We start from the raw sequence: 19523 nt of genomic DNA, 5'->3' as shown, positions 1-19523 counted from the left end.
GCCCCGCTTTGACGGGGCCCAGCCTCAAGCGAGCGGCGGCAGGTCGATCGAGAGCGCGGGCAGGGGGCGGTCCCATTTTTCCACCCGCACGAGGCAGGTGTGGGCGATATTGCCCTGCGAAAGCGCCGAGCAACCCTTGTCAATGGTGAGCGCATTGGGGTTGCCATGGACCTCCAGCAGGCACCCGTCGACGATCTGCGGATCGTACCAGGCGCCTGTCGGCAGGAAGATGCAGTCGGGCCTGAGCCCGTCATCGAAACGAAGCCCGGCAAGGCAGGCTCCGCGTTGGTTGAACAGGCGGATGATGTCGCCTTCTTCCAGCCCTCTTGCGCTGGCCGTATCGGGATGCAGGTAGGCTGCCTCACGGCCCTGCACCTTGTCGGCAAGCGATTCCGAACCGCGATCATTCTGTGAGTGCAGCCGCGTGTCCGGCTGGCCGGAGATCAATTGCAGCAGGCCATCTTCCGCCGCGCCGAGCCATTCCACCGGCGGCATCCAGGTCGGGTGGCCGGGGCAGTCGGCAAGCCCCATGGCGGCAATCTTCTCGTTGAAAAGGGTGATCCGGCCGCTTTCGGTGGCAAGCGGGGAGGCTTCCGGATCGGCGGCAAAGGCGGACAGGGCGATCCGCACCTCTTCCTCGTCGGGAATATCAAACCGGCCTTCCGCCTTGAACGTCTCGAAATTAGGCAGTGCAAAGCCGTGGGCCTCGGCCACCTTCCCGGCGCGCTCCCAGAGGTGCTCCAGCCATTCGGCAGAGCTTTTACCTTTGGTGAAGGCCTCGCCGAAGCCCATCCGCCCGGCAAGGCGGGCGAAAATCTCGTGGTCGTCCATCGCATCGCCCATGGGCGCGTCGAGCGCGGACATGTAGATCAGGGCCGGGTCGCGTCGGTTCATCATGATGTCATCGCGCTCCAGCGGCGTCGTTGCCGGCAGCACGATATCGGCGCGGCGCGCCGTTGCCGTCCAGCTGTGCTCGTTGACGATCACCGTTTCGGGGCGTCGCCAGGCCTCTTCGAGGCGGTTCAGATCCTGGTGATGGTGGAACGGATTGCCGCCCGTCCACCAGACGAGGCGGATATCCGGATAGGTCCGTGTCTCGCCATTATAGGGATACTCCGACCCTGGATTGAGCAGCATGTCGGCAATGCGGGCAACGGGAATGAAATCGCTGACCGGATTGATGCCCTGCGGCAGGGACGGCCAGGGGATCAGCCGCGTCGGGCGACCGACCGGCGTGGTGCAGCCATAGCCGAAGGCATAGCCGCCGCCCGGCAGGCCGATCTGGCCGATGATGGCGGCAAGCGCAAGCCCGGCCCAGATCGGCTGTTCGCCGTGGTCGCCGCGCTGCATCGACCAGGTCATCGAGATCAGGCTGCGTTTTTCGGTCAGCTCCAGCGCGGTCCTGCGGATCGTGTCGGCCGGAATATCGCAGATATCCGCCGCCCATCCGGCTGACTTCACCACGCCGTCGCTTTGGCCGGAAAGATAATCGCGAAAGGTTTCATAGCCGCTGGCGCAGCGCTTGAGAAAGTCTTCATTCGCCCGTCCGGCGGCGATGATCTCTTGGCAGAGCGACAGAATGAGCGCGGTATCCGTGCCCGGACGGATCGCCCACCATTCGGCCTTGTCGAGGTCGCCGCGACGCGGCGAGACCGAGATCAGACGCGTCTTTCCTTTCGCGAGGCTTTCAAGCCAGGGCGCGACCTCGTGGCGGGACGTGCCGGAGGAGGCGACCTGCGCGGTTCTGGGCGAAATGCCGCCAAAGGCGAGTATCAACTCGCAGGCCCCGCTGACGGAAGGCATGGCCGTCACCTCATCCTGAAAGGCGCGGTTGGAGAGCCCCATAATGTGCGGAAAAAGCACTTCGGCGGCAGCGTGCGAATAGGTTTCGCGCGCACCGACAAAGCCGCCGGCCAGATTGAGAAAACGGCGCATCTGGCTTTGGGCATGGTGAAAGCGTCCGGCGCTCGACCAGCCATAGGAGCCGCCGAAAATCGCGCCATTGCCATACGTTTCGCGCACCCGTGTCAGCTCGCCCGCGCAATGACGGAGCGCCTCGTCCCAGCTGACTTCGACATAGCGGTCGCCCGAGCGCCCCGCTCCGCCATCCCCTTCAAGCCAGCCCTTGCGGATGGCAGGTTTCATGACCCGGCTGTTGCGGTCGCGTGAGGCGCTGGCCCAGCCCTTGCCGATCCGCGAGGGCTGCGGATCGCCCTCGACAGGCAAAAGCGTGCCGGTTTCGCGGTCGATGCGGTAGCTTCCCCAATGGGCGGCCGTATAGGGCATGTGAACCTCACATTTGCGGGTCGAGAATGATCTTGATCTGCACCTCGTCGGGTTCCGGTCGTCGCTCAAGCGCTTCCTCGAAACGGTCCAGCGGATAGCGGTGCGTCACGCAGGCGTCTCCATCTACAAGACCCCGGCTCATCAAGTCCAGCGCCGTGCGATAGGTGAAAGGGGCCAGATGCCCGCCTCTTATGTCGAGCTCCTTGAACTCCCCGAAAATATTGAGGTCGACGGCGACCGGCTTCTTGTAGACGCCGAAGACGACAAGCCGGCCGGCCTTGCGCAGGAGTTCCAGGCCCAGCGTGAAGGCCTGAGTCTGGCCGGAGGCTTCGAGAAAGACATCGGCTCCCCGTCCATCCGTCAGATCCGCCAATGCCGTCTTCAACTCGGGGTCATCCGGGTGGAAAGCCATGTCGGCCCCAAGCCTTTCGGCAAGCCTGCGTTTGGCGGCGCCCGGATTGACGAGGATGAGCTTGCGCGGTGTCTTCAGCCGGGCCGCCTGCAGCATGCCCATGCCGATCGGGCCGGCGCCCGAGACCACGACGACGTCCTCGAAGCCGATATCGGCGCGCTCGACGCCGTGAATGGCGTTTGCCAGCGGCTCGGTAAAGCAGGCGGCCGCGTTGGAGAGGTTCTCGGGCACCTTGTGGATGACGGCGTCGGCCGGATAGATCATGTACTCCGCCCAGCCGCCGTCAAGCGTAGCGCCGATCACGTCCATCCTGTCTGCGAGGTGGTAGAGGCCGCGCTGGCGGAAGAAGTCATTGCCATAGGTGATGTTGAGTTCTGCCACGGCCCGATCGCCGACGCTCAGATCGTGCCGCTCGCCGGCGCCTTCTCCCAGTTCCACGACCGTCCCGGTAAACTCATGACCGGGCGTGAAGGGGAAGGGCAGCGACCATGGTCCCGTACCGTCCCACATTGCCCGGTCCGCCGCGCAGATGCCGCTGGCATCGACCCTGACCAGCACCTCGCCCGGCTTCGGCTTGGGTACGGCGATGCCGGTTTCCAGCCGATGCCGATGTCCGAAGCCATGGCAGCGGACGGCTTTCATCGTGTTCATTCCTTCCTCCCTTTCGCAGGCCGTTTTCTCCTGTGCGGCGCGGCGGCGAATGTAAGGGCAAAGCCCTCCCGCATAAACCGCTTGATTTTTACAAATGACTGAATTAATGACTTTTGTAAAGTTTGAAGGAGGAGCTCAGTGAGAAATTCCAAGACCACCGAAGAGGTCGCTCTCGGCATTCGCCGCCGCGTTTTCGAACACTCGATCCGCAATAATGGCGGCTATCTCAGCCAGGCCTGTTCGGCCGGCGAGCAGCTTGCCTGGCTTTACAACGAGGAGCTCAAGCTCGGCGCGCCGACCCTGCCGATGGTGCCGAAGCCCTTCGAAGGCGTGCCCTCGGCGCAAAATCCCGACTATCATACGGGCGCGGGCTATAACGGCCCGGCAACGCCGGAATACGACCGGCTGTTCATCGCGCCTGCCCATTATGCGCTGGTGGCCTATGCCACGCTGATCGAAGTCGGCCGCATGGCGCCGGAGGGGCTTGCCATGTTCAACAAGGACGGCTCCTCCGTCGAGATGATCGGCGCGGAGCATTCGCCGGGCATGGAAGTGCATAACGGCACGCTCGGCATCGGCCTTTCAACGGCGGCGGGGCTGGCTTACGGTCGCAGAAGGCGCGGCGATACCGGGCGTACCTGGGTGTTCATGTCCGACGGCGAAGTGCAGGAGGGGCAGACCTGGGAGGCTGTTCAGGCGGCGGCCTATCACGGCATCGACAATCTCTATGCGATCATGGACGTCAACGACCAGCAATGCGACGGGGCGATGAGCTCGGTCATGGATGTCGGCGATATCAGGACGAAGTTCAACGATTTCGGCGCCGTCTGCGTGGAAATCGACGGGCATGATGTCGACGCGATGCGCGAGGCGGTGAAGGAACCGCATTCGGGCAAGCCGCTGATCATCCTGGCGCGGACAAACCCGTTCAACGCCATGCCGATCCTGGAGGAGCGTTTTCCGCGGCTGCATTACGTGCGGTTCAAATCCGAAGACGAGCGCCAGCGCATGAATGTGTCGATTGCCAAAGACCTTGGCATCGAACCGATCGACTACGCCCACTGAGGAGACGGGACAATGGTAGAAATGGTATCGCGCCCCTATGCGGCGGCATTTGAAAAATTTGCTGCAGGCAATCCCGATATTCTGTGCCTTTCGGCGGATCTGACCTCGTCATGCGAAGTGGACGGGTTTCGCGACCGGCATCCCGATCAGTTCCTCTCGCTCGGCATGGCGGAACAGAACATGATGAGCTTTGCGGGCGGGCTGGGGCTTGCCGGCTTCAGGCCCTTCATACACACCTTCGGCGTCTTCATGTATCGCCGGCCGTATGATCAGTTGATGGCCTCGGTCGCCTATCCCCGCCGCAAGGTGCGGCTGATGGGATTCCTGCCCGGCGTCACCACGCCCGGCGGCATGACCCATCAGTCGATCGAGGATATTTCGGTGATGCGGTCGATCCCGAACATGACCATCCTCGAAACCGGCGATGCGACCGAGGTGGAAAGCATCTGCGAGGCCGCCGACAGCATTGACGGTCCCGTCTGGTGCCGGGTGCTGCGCGGTTCCGTGCCGCGCCTGTTCGACACGCCCATCAAGGTGGGCGAGATGCGCGAACTGAGCGATGGCGACGATGTTCTGGTGGTCACCGCCGGCATTACCACGGAAGAGGCGATGCGCGCGCGCTCGGCGCTGAAGAATGCGGGCCTTTCGATCCGCCATCTTCATCTCCACACGATCAAGCCGTTTGACGCCAAGGCGCTGCTCGATCATGTCGGCTCGGTGCGCCACGGGGTGATCACGCTGGAAAACCATGTGACGGAGGGTGGCATCGGCTCGCTGGTCGCCGAGACCATGGCGGACGCCGGCGTCGGCAAGCGGCTGATCCGCCTGGGCCTGAAAGACACGTATGCGCATGGCGGCTCGCGCAGCTATCTGATGCGCTATTATGGCCTTGATGCGCTGGCGCTGGTGCGCGGCGTCGAGGAGCTTGTGGGCGAAAGCTTCGGCATCGACGAAAGTGATCTGGATTCGGCCCGCGTCGAGGATGTCCACTCGCTGGTCAAGGCGGAAGCGCTTTAGAGCGCCGTGCGTCCTTTCGGACGCACAAAGGACGCTCTACCTCTTGAATCTACGCATCGTGCTTTCCGAAAAGCGATTCCGATTTTCGGGCCGACGCGCTAGGCTCGTTCGCAGTCGGATGGAAACGTCCGGCGTCCGCGAAAATGCGCCAGGACAAATCCTTGCCGCCGCCGGTGCTTTGAGTTGCCCGGGCATCTGATGTCTGCCGCGCTTCGTTGCGGCCGGTTGACGAGGCGAGGGGCGACGGGCGCGCTGAAAACTGGTAGAAAGCGTGCATGGATAAGACGCGCGACATACCGGTTTTCAGCCTTTTCGGAGAGACGGCGCCCTTTCCGGATGTCGTTCATTGTGAGCGCTTTCGCGACCGCGCGCCGCAGCATGACTGGCATATCGGCGCCCATCGTCACGGGCAGATGGCGCAGGTCTTCATCATGCATCGCGGCGAGGCGGCGATCCGGATCGATGAGGAGACGCATCTGCTCGGCGACGGGCGGTTTCACTATATCGCGCCGCAGGTTGTGCACGCGCTCGGCATTGCCGGCGGATCGGACGGGCATGTGATTTCCATCCCGGCCTTCGTGCTTTCGGGCATCGCCTCATCCTCCGCCGAACTCGGCGAGCGCTTTGCCCGTCCCTTCTGCGGCGCAGCCGACGCGGTTTCGCTTGGCATTCTGCGTGAACTGACCGGCTGTTTCCGCGCGGCCCGGCCCTATCGCAATGCCGTGCTGGTCGGGCTCACCCAGGCCTTTCTTGCCGCAATCGCCGCAGTGCAGGCCGATGCGCGCGATCCGGCCGCCTCGGGTTACGAGCGCCAGCGCCGCCGCCTTGATGCCCTGATGGCCGAACATCGCGGCGATCGCTGGCGGCCGAAGGATTATGCCCGCGCGCTGTCCATCACCACCGGCCATCTGAGCCGCATCTGTCGGGAAACCGTCGGGCAGAGCGCCACAGATTACATCGAAAACGCCGTCCTTGCCGAGGCCTGCCGCCTGCTCGCCTTCACGCGCGAGCCCGTAGCCGAGATCGGCTACAGGCTCGGCTATCGCGATCCCTCCTATTTCTCGCGCCGGTTCAGGGTGTTGAAGGGGGTGACGCCGAGCGACTATCGCGAGCGGTTTTCCACTGCGGCGGATTGAGCGTCAGACAATGCGGCTGAGGTTCTGCTGCATTTTCAATAGCTGCGGAAGATAGGTCTCGACCAGCGTTTCAGCCGGCTCGGCGGTCACCGCCATGCCGGTGTTGAGCGCGGCGAGCGTCTGGCCGCGCCCGTCGATGATGGGAACGGCGATCGAGCGCAGGCCGGTCTCCACTTCCTGATCAATGAGGGCGAAGCCGTCGTGCCGCGCCGCGGCGATCCGCTCCATGATCTCGTCGGGCGAGGAGAGGCTCGCCGGCGTGCGCGGCGAAAGATCCGCGCTTTCGATCCGCGCCCGCGCCTCCGCCTCGGGAAGGGCCGCCAGCAGGACGCGTCCCATGGAGGTGCAGTGAGCGGGCAGTCTGGAACCGGGCATCAGTCCGATAGACATCACCCGCCGCTGGGCTGCGCGCGCGATATAGACGATCTCGGTGCCGTCGAGAATGGCAACCGAGCAGGACTGGCCGATCCGCTCGGACAACTGGTCGAGCCAGGGCTGGACCCGTTGCGGCAGCGGCAGTGCGTTAAGCGCGCTCATGCCGAGCCTCAGGGCCTGCGGCGTCAGCGCGAAATACTTGCCGTCATAACTCGCATAGCCCTCGGCATGCAGCGTCAGCAGGCAACGCCGCGCAGTGGCCCGGTCAAGTCCGGTTGCCGCCGATACCTCGGCGATGGAAAGCCGGGGCGTTTCCGCGCCGAAACAGGTTATGACGCGCAGGCCCTTGGCGAAGGAGGCAATGGTATCGGTCGGCCTGTCCATGGTCGGTCCTGTGTGCACAATGCGAACAGTCGACGCATTGTGCATTGTGCAACCGTTGCCGGCAAGCGTCGGAAAGCTAGAGCCGGACGGGCAGGGGCGCTTCCAGGACGTGGCGTTTCAGTGCGGTCACGGCGGCATCCTCGGCAGCGGCGGCGGCGATGCGGCACCAGACGGCCCTGTAGAAGAGGTTCGCGGTCAGCACGGCAAAGTCATGGGCCTCCTGCGACGGATCATCGGCGGCGACAAGTCGCGCGCGCCAGTCCTGCCAGGCGGACAGAAGTGCGATCACCTCCGTCTCGTCGCCGGCGAGCTCACAGATCAAGGCGGCAAAGGCGTCGGCCCCCGCGCCGCCGGCAAAGCGCAAGCCCCGCGTTGCCATCGTCAGCGCGTGGATGCCGTTTGCGCCTTCATAGATGGCGGTGATGCGCGCATCGCGCCAGACCTGCGACAGGCCGTATTCGGTGAGATAGCCATAGCCGCCGAGCACCTGGATGCCGAGATCGGCGGCGCGGATGCCGGCCTCGGACGAAAACAGCTTGCAGACGGGGGTGAGAAAATCGACCAGTGCCGGGCGTTCTCCAAGCGCCATTTCCACCAGCGCCACATGGCACATGGCGCGGCTTCCGAGCGTCAACGCCCTTTGTTCGTCGAGCATCCGTCGCACATCGGCATGGTCCGAGAGCATGGCCGGGCTGCCATCGGGTTTGCGGCCCTGTTGGCGTTCGCCGGCATAGGCCGTTGCAATCGCGGATGCGCGCGCGGCATGGGCAACGCCCTGCAGCGAAACGTCGATGCGCGCATGGTTCATCACCGTGAACATCGCCTTCAGGCCCTCGCCCTCGACGCCGATCAGTTCGGCCGGCGTGTCGTCGAACGCCATCTGGCAGGTGGGCGAGGCGTGGAGACCGAGCTTCTCCTCGATCCGGGTGATCTTGATTGCGTCGCCGGCGCCTTGTTTGTCGCACAGGAACAGCGACAGGCCCTTCACCCCGTCCTCGGCCGCGCCCGTGCGGGCAAGCACAAGATGCAGGATGTTGTCGGAGATGTCCTGATCGCCGCCGGAGATGAATATCTTCTCGCCGTTCAGCCTCCAGTCTTGCCCATCCCTGCGGCCCGTGGTGCGGATGCGGCCGAGATCGGAGCCGGCGCCGGGCTCGGTCAGGCACATGGTCGACAGCGTCTCTCCCGCAATCAGCGACGGGATCCAGTCCTGTTGCTGCTTCTCGGTGCCGAAACGCAACAGCGTCTCGACGGCCGCCGGCACGAGGCTCGAGACCATCTGCAATGCGTGGTTGGCGCCGGAGAAAATCTCCGAAACGGCGGATGCGATGACCGGCGAAAGGCCCATGCCGCCGAAATCCTCGGGCGCTGTGAGACCCTGCCAGCCACCGTCTGCCAACTGGCGAAAGGCATCGGCAAAGCCTTCCGGCATCTTCACCCGGCCGTCTTCCAGACGGCAGCCCTCGGCATCGCCCGTTGCGTTGATCGGGGCGATCACGCCTTGGGCAAAATCGGCAAAATGGACGATGATCTCGCCGGCGAGCGCGTCGTCCCATTCGGGCAGACGGTCGGCGCGGGCGACATCACGCAGCGAGAAAAGGATATCATCAACGGGAGCAGAAAACGGGATCATCTCAGGCCTCCACGCCCAGAAGCCGCATGGCGTTTTCCTTCAGGATCAGCGGCCGCACCTCGTCGCGGAATGCAGCCTTGTCGAAGGCGTCGAGCCATTTTTCCGGCGCGATCATCGGCCAGTCCGATCCGAACAGCATCTTCTTTTTTAGCAAGGTATTGGCGTAGCGCACCAGGATTTCCGGGAAATATTTCGGGCTCCAGCCGGAGAGATCAATATAGACATTCGGCTTGTGCTGAGCGACCGACAGGCTCTCCTCCTGCCAGGGGAAGGAGGGGTGGGCGAGAATGATGGGCATGTCCGGAAAGTCGACGGCGACATCGTCGATATACATCGGATCGGAATATTTCAGCCGCATGCCGTTGCCGCCTTTCATGCCGGAGCCGACGCCGGTCTGGCCGGTGTGAAACAACGAGGGCTTGCCGGTCTCGGCGATCGCCTCATAGAGCGGATAGGCCATCCGGTCGTTCGGATAAAAGCCCTGCATGGTCGGATGAAACTTGAAGCCCTGGACGCCGTGGTTTTCCACCAGATCACGCGCCTCGCGCGCGCCGAGCTTGCCCTTGGCCGGGTCGATCGAGGCGAAGGGGATCAGGATATCGCTTTCCTTGGCGCAGGCCTCGGCCACCTCGTAATTGTTGTAGCGGCGGTAGCCGGTCTCGCGCTCGGCATCGACGGGGAAGATCACGGCCGCGATGTTCATCTTGCGATAATGCGCCGCCGTTTCCGGAATGGTCGGCGGATGGGACCAGGGCGCATTGAAGTATTTCGCCATCGCCGACTGCAGATCGTCATAGCCGTCATCGGCGTGGCAGCCGCAGCTTTCCTCGGCGTGGGTATGGAAATCGATGGCGCGAACCTTGGAGAAATCAACCATGTCTTTGTCCTTCAGACCCGGATCAGGGCCGGGTCCTGGTTATCATAGAGCCGTTCGAGAAGTTCCGCACGGCGGGTGATGATCTTGCGCGTGTTGAGCGAGCCCTTGTCAGTGACTTCGCCGTCCTTCAGGCTCGGCGGCTCGGCGAGAATGATGGCGCGGGCGATGCGCCGGGCCGAACCCGTGGCCTTGCGCGCCAGAAGCCGAAGCTCCCAGTGGATCGCCGCCTGCAGATGCGCGTCGATGACCGCGCCCTCCGATGTGTTGCCGTCGTGCACGGCATCGGGATTGGGAAAGATGAAAAGACCGATCTCGCCGCGGTCGTGGCCGCAGACGACGACGTCGCGCACCTGGCCCTTCAGCGCTTCCAGCGCTTCCAGGCGAAGCTTTCCGGCCTGCACCCAGGTGCCCGTCATCAGCTTGAAATCCTCGGAGACGCGGCCATCGAAATAAAGTCCCCGGTCGTAATCGTCGGGGTCGACGAAGCGCAGCGCGTCGCCGGTGATGAGGAAACCTTCCTCATCGAAGCTTTCGGTGGTCTTCTCAGGGTCGCCGAAATAACCGGGCATGACGTTGATGCCCTTGACTCGGAGTTCGCAGCGCATTTCCGCGTCGGGTATCAGTTTGACTTCGGTTCCGGGAAGCGGCACACCGACCACCCCGGAACGGCCGATCTGCTCGTGCAGCATGATGGTTGCAGGCGCAGTCTCCGTCATGCCCCAGGAGGCGATCATCAGCGGCAGGCGGCCCTGCACCTCCATCGCCATGTCTTCAAGCCGCGTCCAGATGTCCTGCGGCAGCGAGGCGCCGGCGTAAAACAGCATGTCGAGGTCGCTGAAGAAGGCTTCGCGCAGGTGAAGGTCCTTCTCCATGGCGTGGACCAGCATGGAAAAGCCGACCGGCACGTTGAAGGCGAGATTGCCCGGATGCATCTTGATGTTCTCGATGCTCGTGCCAATGTCGCGCGCCGTCGGCTTGCCGTGGTCGATATAGAGGCTGCCGCCATGGGCGAGCATCATGTTGACATTGTGCGAGCCGCCGAAGACGTGGTTCCACGGCAACCAGTCGCAGATGACCGGCGGACGCTCCTTCAGGAAAGGCAGGACCGAGGCCATCTGGCTCTGATTGGCACACATCATCCGCTGGGTCGTCATCACCGCCTTGGGGTTGGAGGTCGATCCGGAGGTGAAAAGCAGTTTCGCCAGCGTGTCGGGCCCGACCCTGGCATGGGCGGCTTCCAGATCGACCGCCGGATCGCCCCGCATCAGGTCGGAGAAGGCAATCACGGGGCGCGGCGCGCCTTCGGTCCTTACCGCGACCACGGGAATATGATCGAACTCCGGCCGCGAAAGGGCGGCAGCGAACTTGCCGGCGTCATCGACGAAGGCGAGCGCCGGGTTGATCTTGGCGATCGCATAGGCGAGCCGGCCGTGGGCTTCCTCGATCAGAGAATATTGTTCGGCAAGCGGGGCCGTCGGAATGCCGGCATATTGAGCGGCAAACGACAGGAGCGCGTGATCGACGCCGTTGCCGGACATGATCAGGATCGGCCGTTCCGACCCGAAGCCGCGCGCAATAAGGCCCGCGGCAAGCGCGCGAACCATCTCCAGCACGTCCTGGTAGCCATGCTCGCGCCAGCCGTCGCCCGACCTTTCGGCGAGGAAGGTGCGGTCTGGCGCGTCCCGCGCCCATGTCTCCAGCCATTCGCCGGTATGGCGGACAACCGGGTCAAGCGCCACGTTGGATGTGGCCAGCAGCGTGCCGTCGCCGCGTGTTTCGATGTGCACTGAATGCGCGACCAGCGTCAGGTCCTTTGCGCTAGCTTCCATGTCTCATCCTCCCGAGGGTTTCCGGCAGACAAAGCCGCGGACCTCCTCTCCTCTCGATATGTTCGCTGACGGCGAAAGGCCTCCTCCGACCCTTCGCGCTTCTTCAAAGCGCGCGGCTCACCCGCTGGAGCAGGCTCAGGAGGAGCGCGCGCTCTTTCTCATCCAGGACGGGGCCGAACAGCGCGGCCTCATGCGCGGTCGCCACGGCGCGGGCCTTCTCCCATAACCGACGACCCTTCGGCGTGGCGCGCAGCGCATAGGTGCGCCTGTCGCCGGGCACGCGGTTGCGCGAAATCAGGTCGTCGCCTTCCAGTGAATCGACCAGCACCACCATGCCCGAGCGCTCCAGCTTCAGCACCTGGGCAAGTTGAGACTGTGAGATATCCGGGTTCTCGACGACGACCGAGAGCGCCGAAAAGGTCGCGACCTTGAGGCCGAGCGGCTCCAGCACGCGATGCAGGTCCTCGCGGACAACGATGAAGCTCCGCTTCATGTTGTAGCCTATGAACGCGCGCAGCATGTCGTCGGTCGCGGCCGGCGCGTTGCGGTCGGCCTCTGCCGGGTCGTTTTTTTCTGGTCTGGCCATGTCTGTCCTCTCTCAGCCCGCGACGATGTCCACGAGCCAGAAGCTGAGCGCCGGAAATGCGATCAGCAGGATGATCCGCAACAGCTCCGACAGGATGAAGGGTATGGTGCCGCCGAAGATGGTCTTCAGCGGTATGTGTTTCGCCATGGACGAGATGACGAAGAGGTTCATGCCGACCGGCGGCGTGATCATCCCCACCTCGACCACCACAAGCGTGATGATGCCGAACCACAGCGCCGTGTGCTCGGGCGTCAGGCCGAAGTCAAGCGCCATGACCGTCGGAAAGAAGACCGGCACGGTCAGCAGGATCATTGACAGGCTGTCCATCACGCAGCCCATGACGAGGTAGAAGAGCACGATCGCCAGCATCACCGTCATCGGCGGCAGGCCCGACTGCGCGAACCATGCGGCGATGTCCGTCGGCATGCGGCTCAGCGCCAGCGCCACGTTGAAGATGTCCGCGCCGAAGACGATGGCGAAGATCATTGCCGAGGCGGCGGCGGTGTCGATCAGCGAACCGATCAGGTCGCGGACTGTGAGGCCTCCCGTCAGGACGCCAACCAGCAATGTCAGCACCACACCCACCGATGCGCCCTCGGCGGGCGTGAAGAAGCCGCCATAGATGCCGCCGAGCACGACGACGAAGATGCCGACGATGTGCCAGATGCCGAGGACGGCGCGGAAACGCTCGCGATAGGGCACGGGGTCGTGGTTCGGTCCCTGCTCGGGGAAGAGCCGGACGAAGACCGCAATCGCGATGAAGAAACCGATGACGGCGAGCGTCGCCGGAATGGTTGCCGCCAAGAACAGCTTGACGATGTTCTGCTCGGTCAGAAGCGCATAGATGATCAGCACTACCGAGGGCGGAATGAGGATGCCGAGCGTGCCGCCGGCGGCCAGCGAGCCGGCAGACAGAGCGCCGGAATAGCCGTGCTTGCGCATTTCCGGCAGCGCCACCCGGGCCATGGTCGAGGCGGTGGCGAGCGAGGAGCCCGAGATCGAGCCGAACATGGCGCAGCCGGCAACGGCCGCCATGGCGAGCCCCCCGCGAAAATGCCCGATCCAGGCATTCGAAGCGCCGAAGAGTTTCGCGGAAATGCCGCTGCGGGTGGCGATGTGACCCATCAGGATGAAGAGCGGCACGATCGCCAGCTCATAGGACATGAACTTGTCGACCCAGGCAGTGTCGAGATAGAAGATGAGGCTTGAGGCGCCGCCGAGCAGGATGTAGCCTGCCGCGCCGACGCCGCCCATGGCAAGCGCGATCGGCATTCTGAGAAAGATCAGCGCCAGCAGGATGACGATCATGCCGAGCGCGATGGTCATCGGTTCCATCACGCGCCCTCCGTCATGGGATTGCTTGCGCGACCGTTGACCAGATCGTCAATGCCGATGATGAAGGCGACGAGCGCCGAAAGCCCTGTCCCGGCGACGGCGGGCAGATAGATCAGCCACAGAGGAAAGCCGAGCAGCATGGTGCGGTCGCCATAGCCGTGGATTGTCTCCAGGCCATGGGTCAGCCGCCAGCAGATGACCGACCAGCCGAGCCCGAAGAGAACGGTCCAGAAACCGTCGAGACGACGCTGGCCGGCGGCGGGAAGCCAGTTGGTGAACAGATCGACCATCACATGGCCCTTCGTGAACTGGCAGTAGGGCAGGAACAGCGAGGCGCAGGCCGCGCAGACGAGTTCAACCGCTTCGAAATCGCCGCGGATGCCGCCGAAGCCGAAAATGCGCATCAGCACCGAAAGCGTGACCATCAATGCCGCAGCGAAGGCGGCGAGCCCGCCCGCGCCGGCCGCGACAAGGCAAAGCCGGTAGAGCCAGGCGAAGCGGGGGCGCGATGCCCCCCGCTTCTTGAGGCCGGATGGGGTTTTCTCCGCCATCAATCAGCCCTGGTCCAGCAGTGCGTTGGCGCGGTTGATGATGGCCGCGCCGTCATAGCCCTTGTCGTCGAGCTTCTTCTGCCAGTTGGCGACGATCGGCTCGGAGACCTTGCGCCATTCGGCGATCACATCCGCCGGGATTTCGACGATCTCGTTGCCATGCTCCCGGACGACCTTTTCGCCGCCGGCTTCCGCCTGGTCGAAAGAGGCGCCCAGACGTTTCGAGAGCGTGGGTCCGGAATGGTCGTCAAGCACCTTGCGGGCATCCTCGGGCATGGCCTCATAGGCGCGCTCGTTCATCACCAGCGAGAAGGTGTTGGTGTAGATGCCGCGCGCGCCCGGGGCGGGCATGGCGGAATAGCTGGTCAGTTCCTGCAGCTTGTAGGCCGGAACGACCTCGAAGGGCAGGCAGCAGCCGTCGATCACGCCGTTGGAAAGGCCGACCACCATTTCCGTGACGGGGAAGAACACCACCTCCGCGCCGAGTTCCGTCAGCATTTCGCCCGTCGACTGGTTCGGCGCGCGAAGCCGCATGCCGGCCATGTCGGCGGTCGAGGTGATACCCTTGTCGCGGGTGTGCAGCTTGCCGCCGGCATGGGTGTGGAAGGCGAGCGGCTTCATGCCCTTGTATTCGTCCTGGCCGAATTCGCGCATCAGCGTGTCCATGACAACGGAAGTCTTTTCCGCGTCCGTCACCATGAAGGGCAGCGCCATGGTCTCGGCCACCGGAAAGCGGTCCGGCGTATAGACCGGCAGCGTCCAGGCGATGTCGACGATGCCCTGGCGGGCCTGATCGGCAAGCTGCGGCGCCTTGCCGCCGAGCTGCATGGCCGGAAAGATCTGCACCTCGATCGCCCCGTTGGAAGCCTCGGCCAGTTCCTTGGCCCAGGGTTCGAACACGTTTCTCTGCACCGGCGCCATGGCGGGCAGAAAGTGGTGCAGCTTGAGCGTCACTTCCGCCGCATGCGCCTGGCGCAGGAAAACGGGGGCGGCCAGCGCCGTGCCCAATGCGGCCAGCGCCGTGCGGCGGGTCATTTTCAACTTGTCAGTCATGACGGTTCTCCTCCCTGTAGATGACTGGACGATATGCGCGTGTGTTTCCGCCCGCCTCTCTCCCTGCCGGCGAAGAGCCGGTCTAGCGAAAGACAGGCGCGCGCTTCTGCAGAAAAGCGTTGAGGCCTTCCTCGGCATCCGCGCTCGTCTGCGATACGGCCGCGCACAGGCTTTCGGCAAAGAGCCCGTCCGCGCGCGGCATGTCTGCGATCCGGCTGATCGCCTGGATCATCATGTAATTCGAAAGCTGGGCGTTCTTCGCGATCTTTGCTGCAAGCCGGCGGGCCAGGGGCAATGCCTCGCCTTCGCCGATGCTGTAATGGGTGAGCCCCAGCATCAGGCCTTCCTCGGCATTGTAGGTGCGTCCCGTCAGCATCATCTCGCGCATCCGGTCGGGGCCGAGAATGCGACCGACGCCGACGGTTGCGCCGCCGCCGACGAAGATGCCGCGCATGCCCTCCGGCAGCTGGAAGATCGTCGAGGGCTCGGCGATGCGCACATGGGTGGCGGATGCAAGCTCCAGCCCGCCGCCGATCACCGCGCCGAACATGGCGGAGACGACCGGCAGGCCGGAAAACTGGATGCGCTCCATCACCCGGTGCCAGTTGCGCGAATGATACATCGTGCTTTCGGCGTCGCGGGAGACGTGTTCGGCAAGGTCGAGCCCGGAGCAGTAGTGACCGCCCGCACCGGTCAGGATGACGACGCGGATATCCTCCGGCGGCTTGCTGAAAAACGCGTCAAGCGCGTCCAGCAGCGCATCGCACATGGCATTGCGCTTTTCGGGCCGGTTCATGGTCAGGGTCGCGACCGGGCCGTCGATCTCGATGGTCAGGATTTCGGTGCTCTCGAAACGGGTCTTCGTCATGCGTTCTGCTCTTTCTCGAATTCGTCTTGCCGGCTTTTATTTCGGCGGCATCCGCGCTGCGGCGTCGAGCCTGATCACCGAACCGTTCAGCATCGGGTTTTCGACGATCTGCTCCACCAGCCGCGCATATTCATCCGGCAGGCCCATCCGGCTCGGAAAGGGCACGCTCGCAAGGATTTCCGCGCGGACATCGTCCGGCAGACCGGCGCTCATGCGGGTCTCGAACAGGCCTGGCGCGATGGTCATGACGCGGATGCCGAAGCGGGCGAGCTCGCGGGCTGCCGGCAGCGTCATCGAGGCGACCCCGCCCTTGGCGGCGGAATAGGCCGCCTGGCCGATCTGCCCGTCCTCATAGGCGACCGAGGCGGTGTTGACGATAACGCCGCGCGCGCCGTCTTCGTCGATCGGCTCGGCAGCGGCCATGGCCCGGGCGGCAATATTCATCACGGTGTAGGTGCCTACAAGATTGACCCGAACCGTGCGTTCGAAGGTGTCGATCGTCAGCGATCCGTCGCGCGGCAGGATGCGCGTTGCCGTGCCGATCCCGGCGCAGGACACCACGATCCGCGGCGCGCCGAACGCGCCGGTGACGGCGGTGAAAACCGTCTCAATGGCCGTCGCATCGCAAACATCGGCGCCATAGCCGACACCGCCGATGGCTGCTGCCGTTTTCTCGGCGGCCTCAGCCGAGAGATCGACCGCAACGACCGTTGCGCCGCGTGCGGCAAGTCTTTTTGCCGTTGCCTCGCCCAGGCCGCTCGCGGCCCCCGTGACCAGCGCCACTTCACCTTCGATCTTCATGCATTCTCCTCAACTCCCGATCGCAAGTAGAGCCAGCTTTAAATTGTTTTGTCAATGAACAGTTTTGAAAATATCATATTTTTTGATGATCCGCATAAATGCATGATTAGTGCCATTCAATGCCGCTTTCGTGCATTTCCTGTCTCTCGTCGTCCCGCTAACGTCGAGGCAGCGAGGACGGAGGAGGTCTTTCATGAAAACCCAGGTTGCCATCATCGGAGGCGGGCCGTCCGGTCTGCTTCTGTCCCAGCTTCTGAACCGCCAGGGCATAGAAACAGTCGTTCTGGAGCGCGCCGGCCGCGATCACGTTCTCTCGCGCATCCGCGCCGGCATTCTCGAATGGGGCGCGGTCGAACTGTTGCGCGAGGCCGGCGTCGGCCAGCGCATGGACGCCGAGGGTATCGCCCATGACGGCTGTGTGCTCTCAGACAATGATCTTCAGGTGCGCATCGATTTTGCCGGGCTCACCGGTCACAAGGTCATGGTCTATGGCCAGACCGAGGTGACCGCCGATCTCTACGCTGCGCAGGACGCCACGGGGACCCCGATTTTCCATGGGGTGGAAGATGTCGTGATTGACGATCTCAATCAGGCGCAGTCGACGGTAAGCTTCACCCATGAGGGAGAACGCAAGGCGATCGCCTGTTCCTATGTCGCCGGCTGCGACGGCTTTCACGGCGTGTCCCGCCGCACCATTCCCGAAGAGAAGCGCCGGGAATTCGAGCGTGTCTATCCTTTCGGCTGGCTCGGCATCCTGTCGCGCACGCCGCCGGTGCATGAAGAACTGATCTACGCCAATTCCGATCGCGGCTTCGCGCTCGCCTCCATGCGCAGCAAGGCGCTGAGCCGCTACTACGTGCAGGTTCCGCTTTCCGACAAGGCCGAGGATTGGTCGGATGCGGCCTTCTGGGAGGAATTGAGACGCCGCCTGCCGAGCGATGTCTCCGCACGATTGGTGACAGGACCGTCGATAGAGAAGAGCATCGCACCGCTGCGCTCCTTCGTTTCGGAGCCGCTTCGCTGGGGCAATCTCTTCCTCGTCGGCGATGCGGCCCATATCGTGCCGCCGACCGGCGCCAAGGGTCTGAACCTCGCCGCCTCCGATGTCTGGTATCTCTTCCATGCGCTCGTCGAACGCTTCGGTTCCGGCTCTCCTGCGGGCATCGACGCCTATTCCGGCCGGGCGCTGCAACGCATCTGGAAGGCCATGCGTTTCAGCTGGCAGATGACCATGCTGCTGCACCGCTTCGACGGCGAGGACAGTTTTGCCGCCGAGATGCGCAAGGCGAGCCTTCTGCATCTCTCGCAGTCTGAAACGGCGCGACGGGAGCTTGCCGAAAACTATGTGGGCCTGCCTTACTGAGGCGTCCTTGGGCCGGCGTCGATTTCGCCGCCGGCGCCTTTTCTTCGTCGGCCCGGTTCCTCTGCACGGGAGCCGGGCCGATATTCACGTGCAATGCGTCAAAGCCGCTCGAGCGCGACGGCAATACCCTGGCCGACGCCGATGCACATGGCGGACAGCGCCTTCTCTCCCGGCTTCAGTTCCAGCATCGCGGTGCCGGTGATGCGCGCGCCGGACATGCCGAGCGGGTGGCCGAGCGCGATCGCCCCGCCGTTCGGATTGACGCGCGGATCGTCATCGGCAATGCCGAGGTCGCGCAAAGTCGCGAGCGCCTGCGATGCAAAGGCCTCGTTGAGCTCGATCACGGAAAAATCTCCGGTCTTTAACCCGAGCCGGCGCATCAGCTTGCGCGCCGCGATTGCCGGACCGAAGCCCATGATGCGCGGTGCGACGCCGGCGGTTGCGCCCCCGAGGAGGCGGGCGATCGGGTTGAGGCCGTGCCTGACGGCGGCTTCCTCGCTTGCAAGGATGAGCCCCGCCGCTCCGTCATTGACGCCCGAGGCATTGCCTGCCGTCACCGTTCCGCCGGCGCGGAAGGGCGTGGGAAGACGGGCAAGCACCTCGACGGTCGTTTCCGGGCGCGGCTGCTCGTCGCGCGCGACGATCTTCGGCTCGCCCTTGCGCTGGGGGATGGAGACCGGCGTGATCTCCTGCGCCAGTCGGCCGTTGTCCATCGCGCGGGCGGCCTTTTGTTGCGAGGCGCAGGCAAAGGCGTCCTGGTCCTCCCGGTTGATCGAGAAGTCCTCCGCCACGTTTTCGCCGGTCTCCGGCATGGAATCGACGCCGTAGCGCGCCTTCATCTCAGAGTTGACGAAGCGCCAGCCTATGGTCGTGTCGTAGATTTCCGCATTGCGGGAAAAGGCCGTCGCGGCCTTCGGCATCACGAAGGGCGCGCGGGACATGGACTCCACCCCGCCGGCGATGATCAGCTCCGCCTCTTCGGCGCGAATGGCGCGCGCGGCGGTGATGACGGCATCCATGCCCGAACCGCAGAGGCGGTTCATGGTCGTGCCGGGCACCTCCACCGGCAGGCCGGCAAGAAGGGTGGCCATGCGCGCCACATTGCGGTTGTCCTCGCCGGCCTGGTTGGCGCAGCCGAGAATCACCTCGTCGACGCAAGACCAGTCGGTCGCGGGGCTGCGCTCCATGAGCGCGCGGATCGGGATCGCGGCAAGGTCGTCGGCCCTGACGGCGGAAAGCGCGCCGCCGAAACGGCCGATCGGGGTGCGGATATAGTCGCAGATATAGACGTCTTTCATGGA

General features: G+C 64.1%; 17 protein-coding genes. 4 read left to right on the top strand and 13 right to left on the bottom strand.

Translation table 11 applies throughout. The features are described from left to right. Positions 1–24 precede the first annotated feature (24 nt). Together AZF01_RS17920 and AZF01_RS17915 are read right to left on the bottom strand one after the other, a co-directional pair. Positions 25–2286, bottom strand: coding sequence for a molybdopterin-dependent oxidoreductase (locus tag AZF01_RS17920; RefSeq protein ID WP_024706356.1), 2262 nt, complete (start codon positions 2284–2286; stop codon positions 25–27). Between the two features lie 7 nt (positions 2287–2293). Beyond that, positions 2294–3349: an alcohol dehydrogenase catalytic domain-containing protein gene (locus AZF01_RS17915; protein ID WP_036235674.1), complete on the bottom strand. Its 1056-nt coding sequence runs from the start codon at positions 3347–3349 to the stop codon at positions 2294–2296. A gap of 138 nt (positions 3350–3487) precedes the next feature. On the opposite strand from AZF01_RS17915, the gene AZF01_RS17910 reads away from it, so the two are divergent. The 3 genes from AZF01_RS17910 to AZF01_RS17895 all read left to right on the top strand — a co-directional run bounded on the left by AZF01_RS17910 (position 3488) and on the right by AZF01_RS17895 (position 6567). After that, positions 3488–4414 (top strand): thiamine pyrophosphate-dependent enzyme, encoded by a 927-nt coding sequence (locus tag AZF01_RS17910; RefSeq protein WP_024706358.1) that lies wholly within the window; start codon positions 3488–3490, stop codon positions 4412–4414. Positions 4415–4426: 12 nt separating this feature from the next. After that, a complete protein-coding gene (locus AZF01_RS17905) occupies positions 4427–5431 on the top strand; it encodes a transketolase family protein (protein ID WP_024706359.1) in 1005 nt (334 codons plus the stop codon). 275 nt (positions 5432–5706) lie between these two features. Then, positions 5707–6567 carry a helix-turn-helix domain-containing protein gene (locus tag AZF01_RS17895; RefSeq protein WP_024706361.1) on the top strand — a complete coding sequence of 287 codons (861 nt, stop codon included), beginning with the start codon at positions 5707–5709 and terminating at the stop codon, positions 6565–6567. 3 nt (positions 6568–6570) lie between these two features. On the opposite strand, the gene AZF01_RS17890 is transcribed toward AZF01_RS17895, so the two are convergent. The 10 genes from AZF01_RS17890 to AZF01_RS17845 all read right to left on the bottom strand — a co-directional run bounded on the left by AZF01_RS17890 (position 6571) and on the right by AZF01_RS17845 (position 16859). Continuing rightward, a complete protein-coding gene (locus AZF01_RS17890) occupies positions 6571–7326 on the bottom strand; it encodes an IclR family transcriptional regulator C-terminal domain-containing protein (protein ID WP_024706362.1) in 756 nt (251 codons plus the stop codon). A 76-nt stretch (positions 7327–7402) separates the two neighbouring features. Next, positions 7403–8959 (bottom strand): acyl-CoA dehydrogenase family protein, encoded by a 1557-nt coding sequence (locus AZF01_RS17885; RefSeq protein WP_024706363.1) that lies wholly within the window; start codon positions 8957–8959, stop codon positions 7403–7405. A 1-nt stretch (position 8960) separates the two neighbouring features. Beyond that, positions 8961–9836: an amidohydrolase family protein gene (locus tag AZF01_RS17880; protein ID WP_024706364.1), complete on the bottom strand. Its 876-nt coding sequence runs from the start codon at positions 9834–9836 to the stop codon at positions 8961–8963. An 11-nt stretch (positions 9837–9847) separates the two neighbouring features. Continuing rightward, the gene (locus tag AZF01_RS17875; RefSeq protein WP_024706365.1) at positions 9848–11665 is read right to left on the bottom strand and encodes a feruloyl-CoA synthase; all 1818 of its coding nucleotides are present in this window, start codon (positions 11663–11665) and stop codon (positions 9848–9850) included. A gap of 103 nt (positions 11666–11768) precedes the next feature. Further along, the gene (locus tag AZF01_RS17870; RefSeq protein WP_024706366.1) at positions 11769–12251 is read right to left on the bottom strand and encodes a MarR family winged helix-turn-helix transcriptional regulator; all 483 of its coding nucleotides are present in this window, start codon (positions 12249–12251) and stop codon (positions 11769–11771) included. Positions 12252–12263: 12 nt separating this feature from the next. Beyond that, entirely contained in the window at positions 12264–13586 is a 1323-nt protein-coding gene (locus AZF01_RS17865) for a TRAP transporter large permease (protein ID WP_024706367.1), read from the bottom strand. Continuing rightward, the gene (locus tag AZF01_RS17860; RefSeq protein ID WP_024706368.1) at positions 13586–14137 is read right to left on the bottom strand and encodes a TRAP transporter small permease; all 552 of its coding nucleotides are present in this window, start codon (positions 14135–14137) and stop codon (positions 13586–13588) included. The genes AZF01_RS17865 and AZF01_RS17860 overlap by 1 nt, the downstream gene beginning before the upstream one ends. Before the next feature lie 3 nt (positions 14138–14140). After that, positions 14141–15190, bottom strand: coding sequence for a TRAP transporter substrate-binding protein (locus AZF01_RS17855; RefSeq protein ID WP_051423960.1), 1050 nt, complete (start codon positions 15188–15190; stop codon positions 14141–14143). 82 nt (positions 15191–15272) lie between these two features. Next, complete coding sequence (locus tag AZF01_RS17850) at positions 15273–16058, bottom strand: crotonase/enoyl-CoA hydratase family protein (protein ID WP_024707745.1); 786 nt, start codon at positions 16056–16058, stop codon at positions 15273–15275. A 36-nt stretch (positions 16059–16094) separates the two neighbouring features. Then, positions 16095–16859: an SDR family NAD(P)-dependent oxidoreductase gene (locus AZF01_RS17845; RefSeq protein WP_061449811.1), complete on the bottom strand. Its 765-nt coding sequence runs from the start codon at positions 16857–16859 to the stop codon at positions 16095–16097. A 193-nt stretch (positions 16860–17052) separates the two neighbouring features. On the opposite strand from AZF01_RS17845, the gene pobA reads away from it, so the two are divergent. Beyond that, positions 17053–18222, top strand: a complete 1170-nt coding sequence (gene pobA / locus AZF01_RS17840) for a 4-hydroxybenzoate 3-monooxygenase (RefSeq protein WP_024706393.1) — start codon at positions 17053–17055, stop codon at positions 18220–18222. 98 nt (positions 18223–18320) lie between these two features. On the opposite strand, the gene pcaF is transcribed toward pobA, so the two are convergent. Beyond that, positions 18321–19520 carry a 3-oxoadipyl-CoA thiolase gene (pcaF, locus tag AZF01_RS17835; protein WP_061449810.1) on the bottom strand — a complete coding sequence of 400 codons (1200 nt, stop codon included), beginning with the start codon at positions 19518–19520 and terminating at the stop codon, positions 18321–18323. Between the last annotated feature and the right edge of the window lie 3 nt (positions 19521–19523).

Origin of the sequence: Martelella sp. AD-3, assembly GCF_001578105.1 — a bacterium.
GTDB lineage: Bacteria > Pseudomonadota > Alphaproteobacteria > Rhizobiales > Rhizobiaceae > Martelella.
This window is presented reverse-complemented; position numbering and strand designations above follow the sequence as displayed.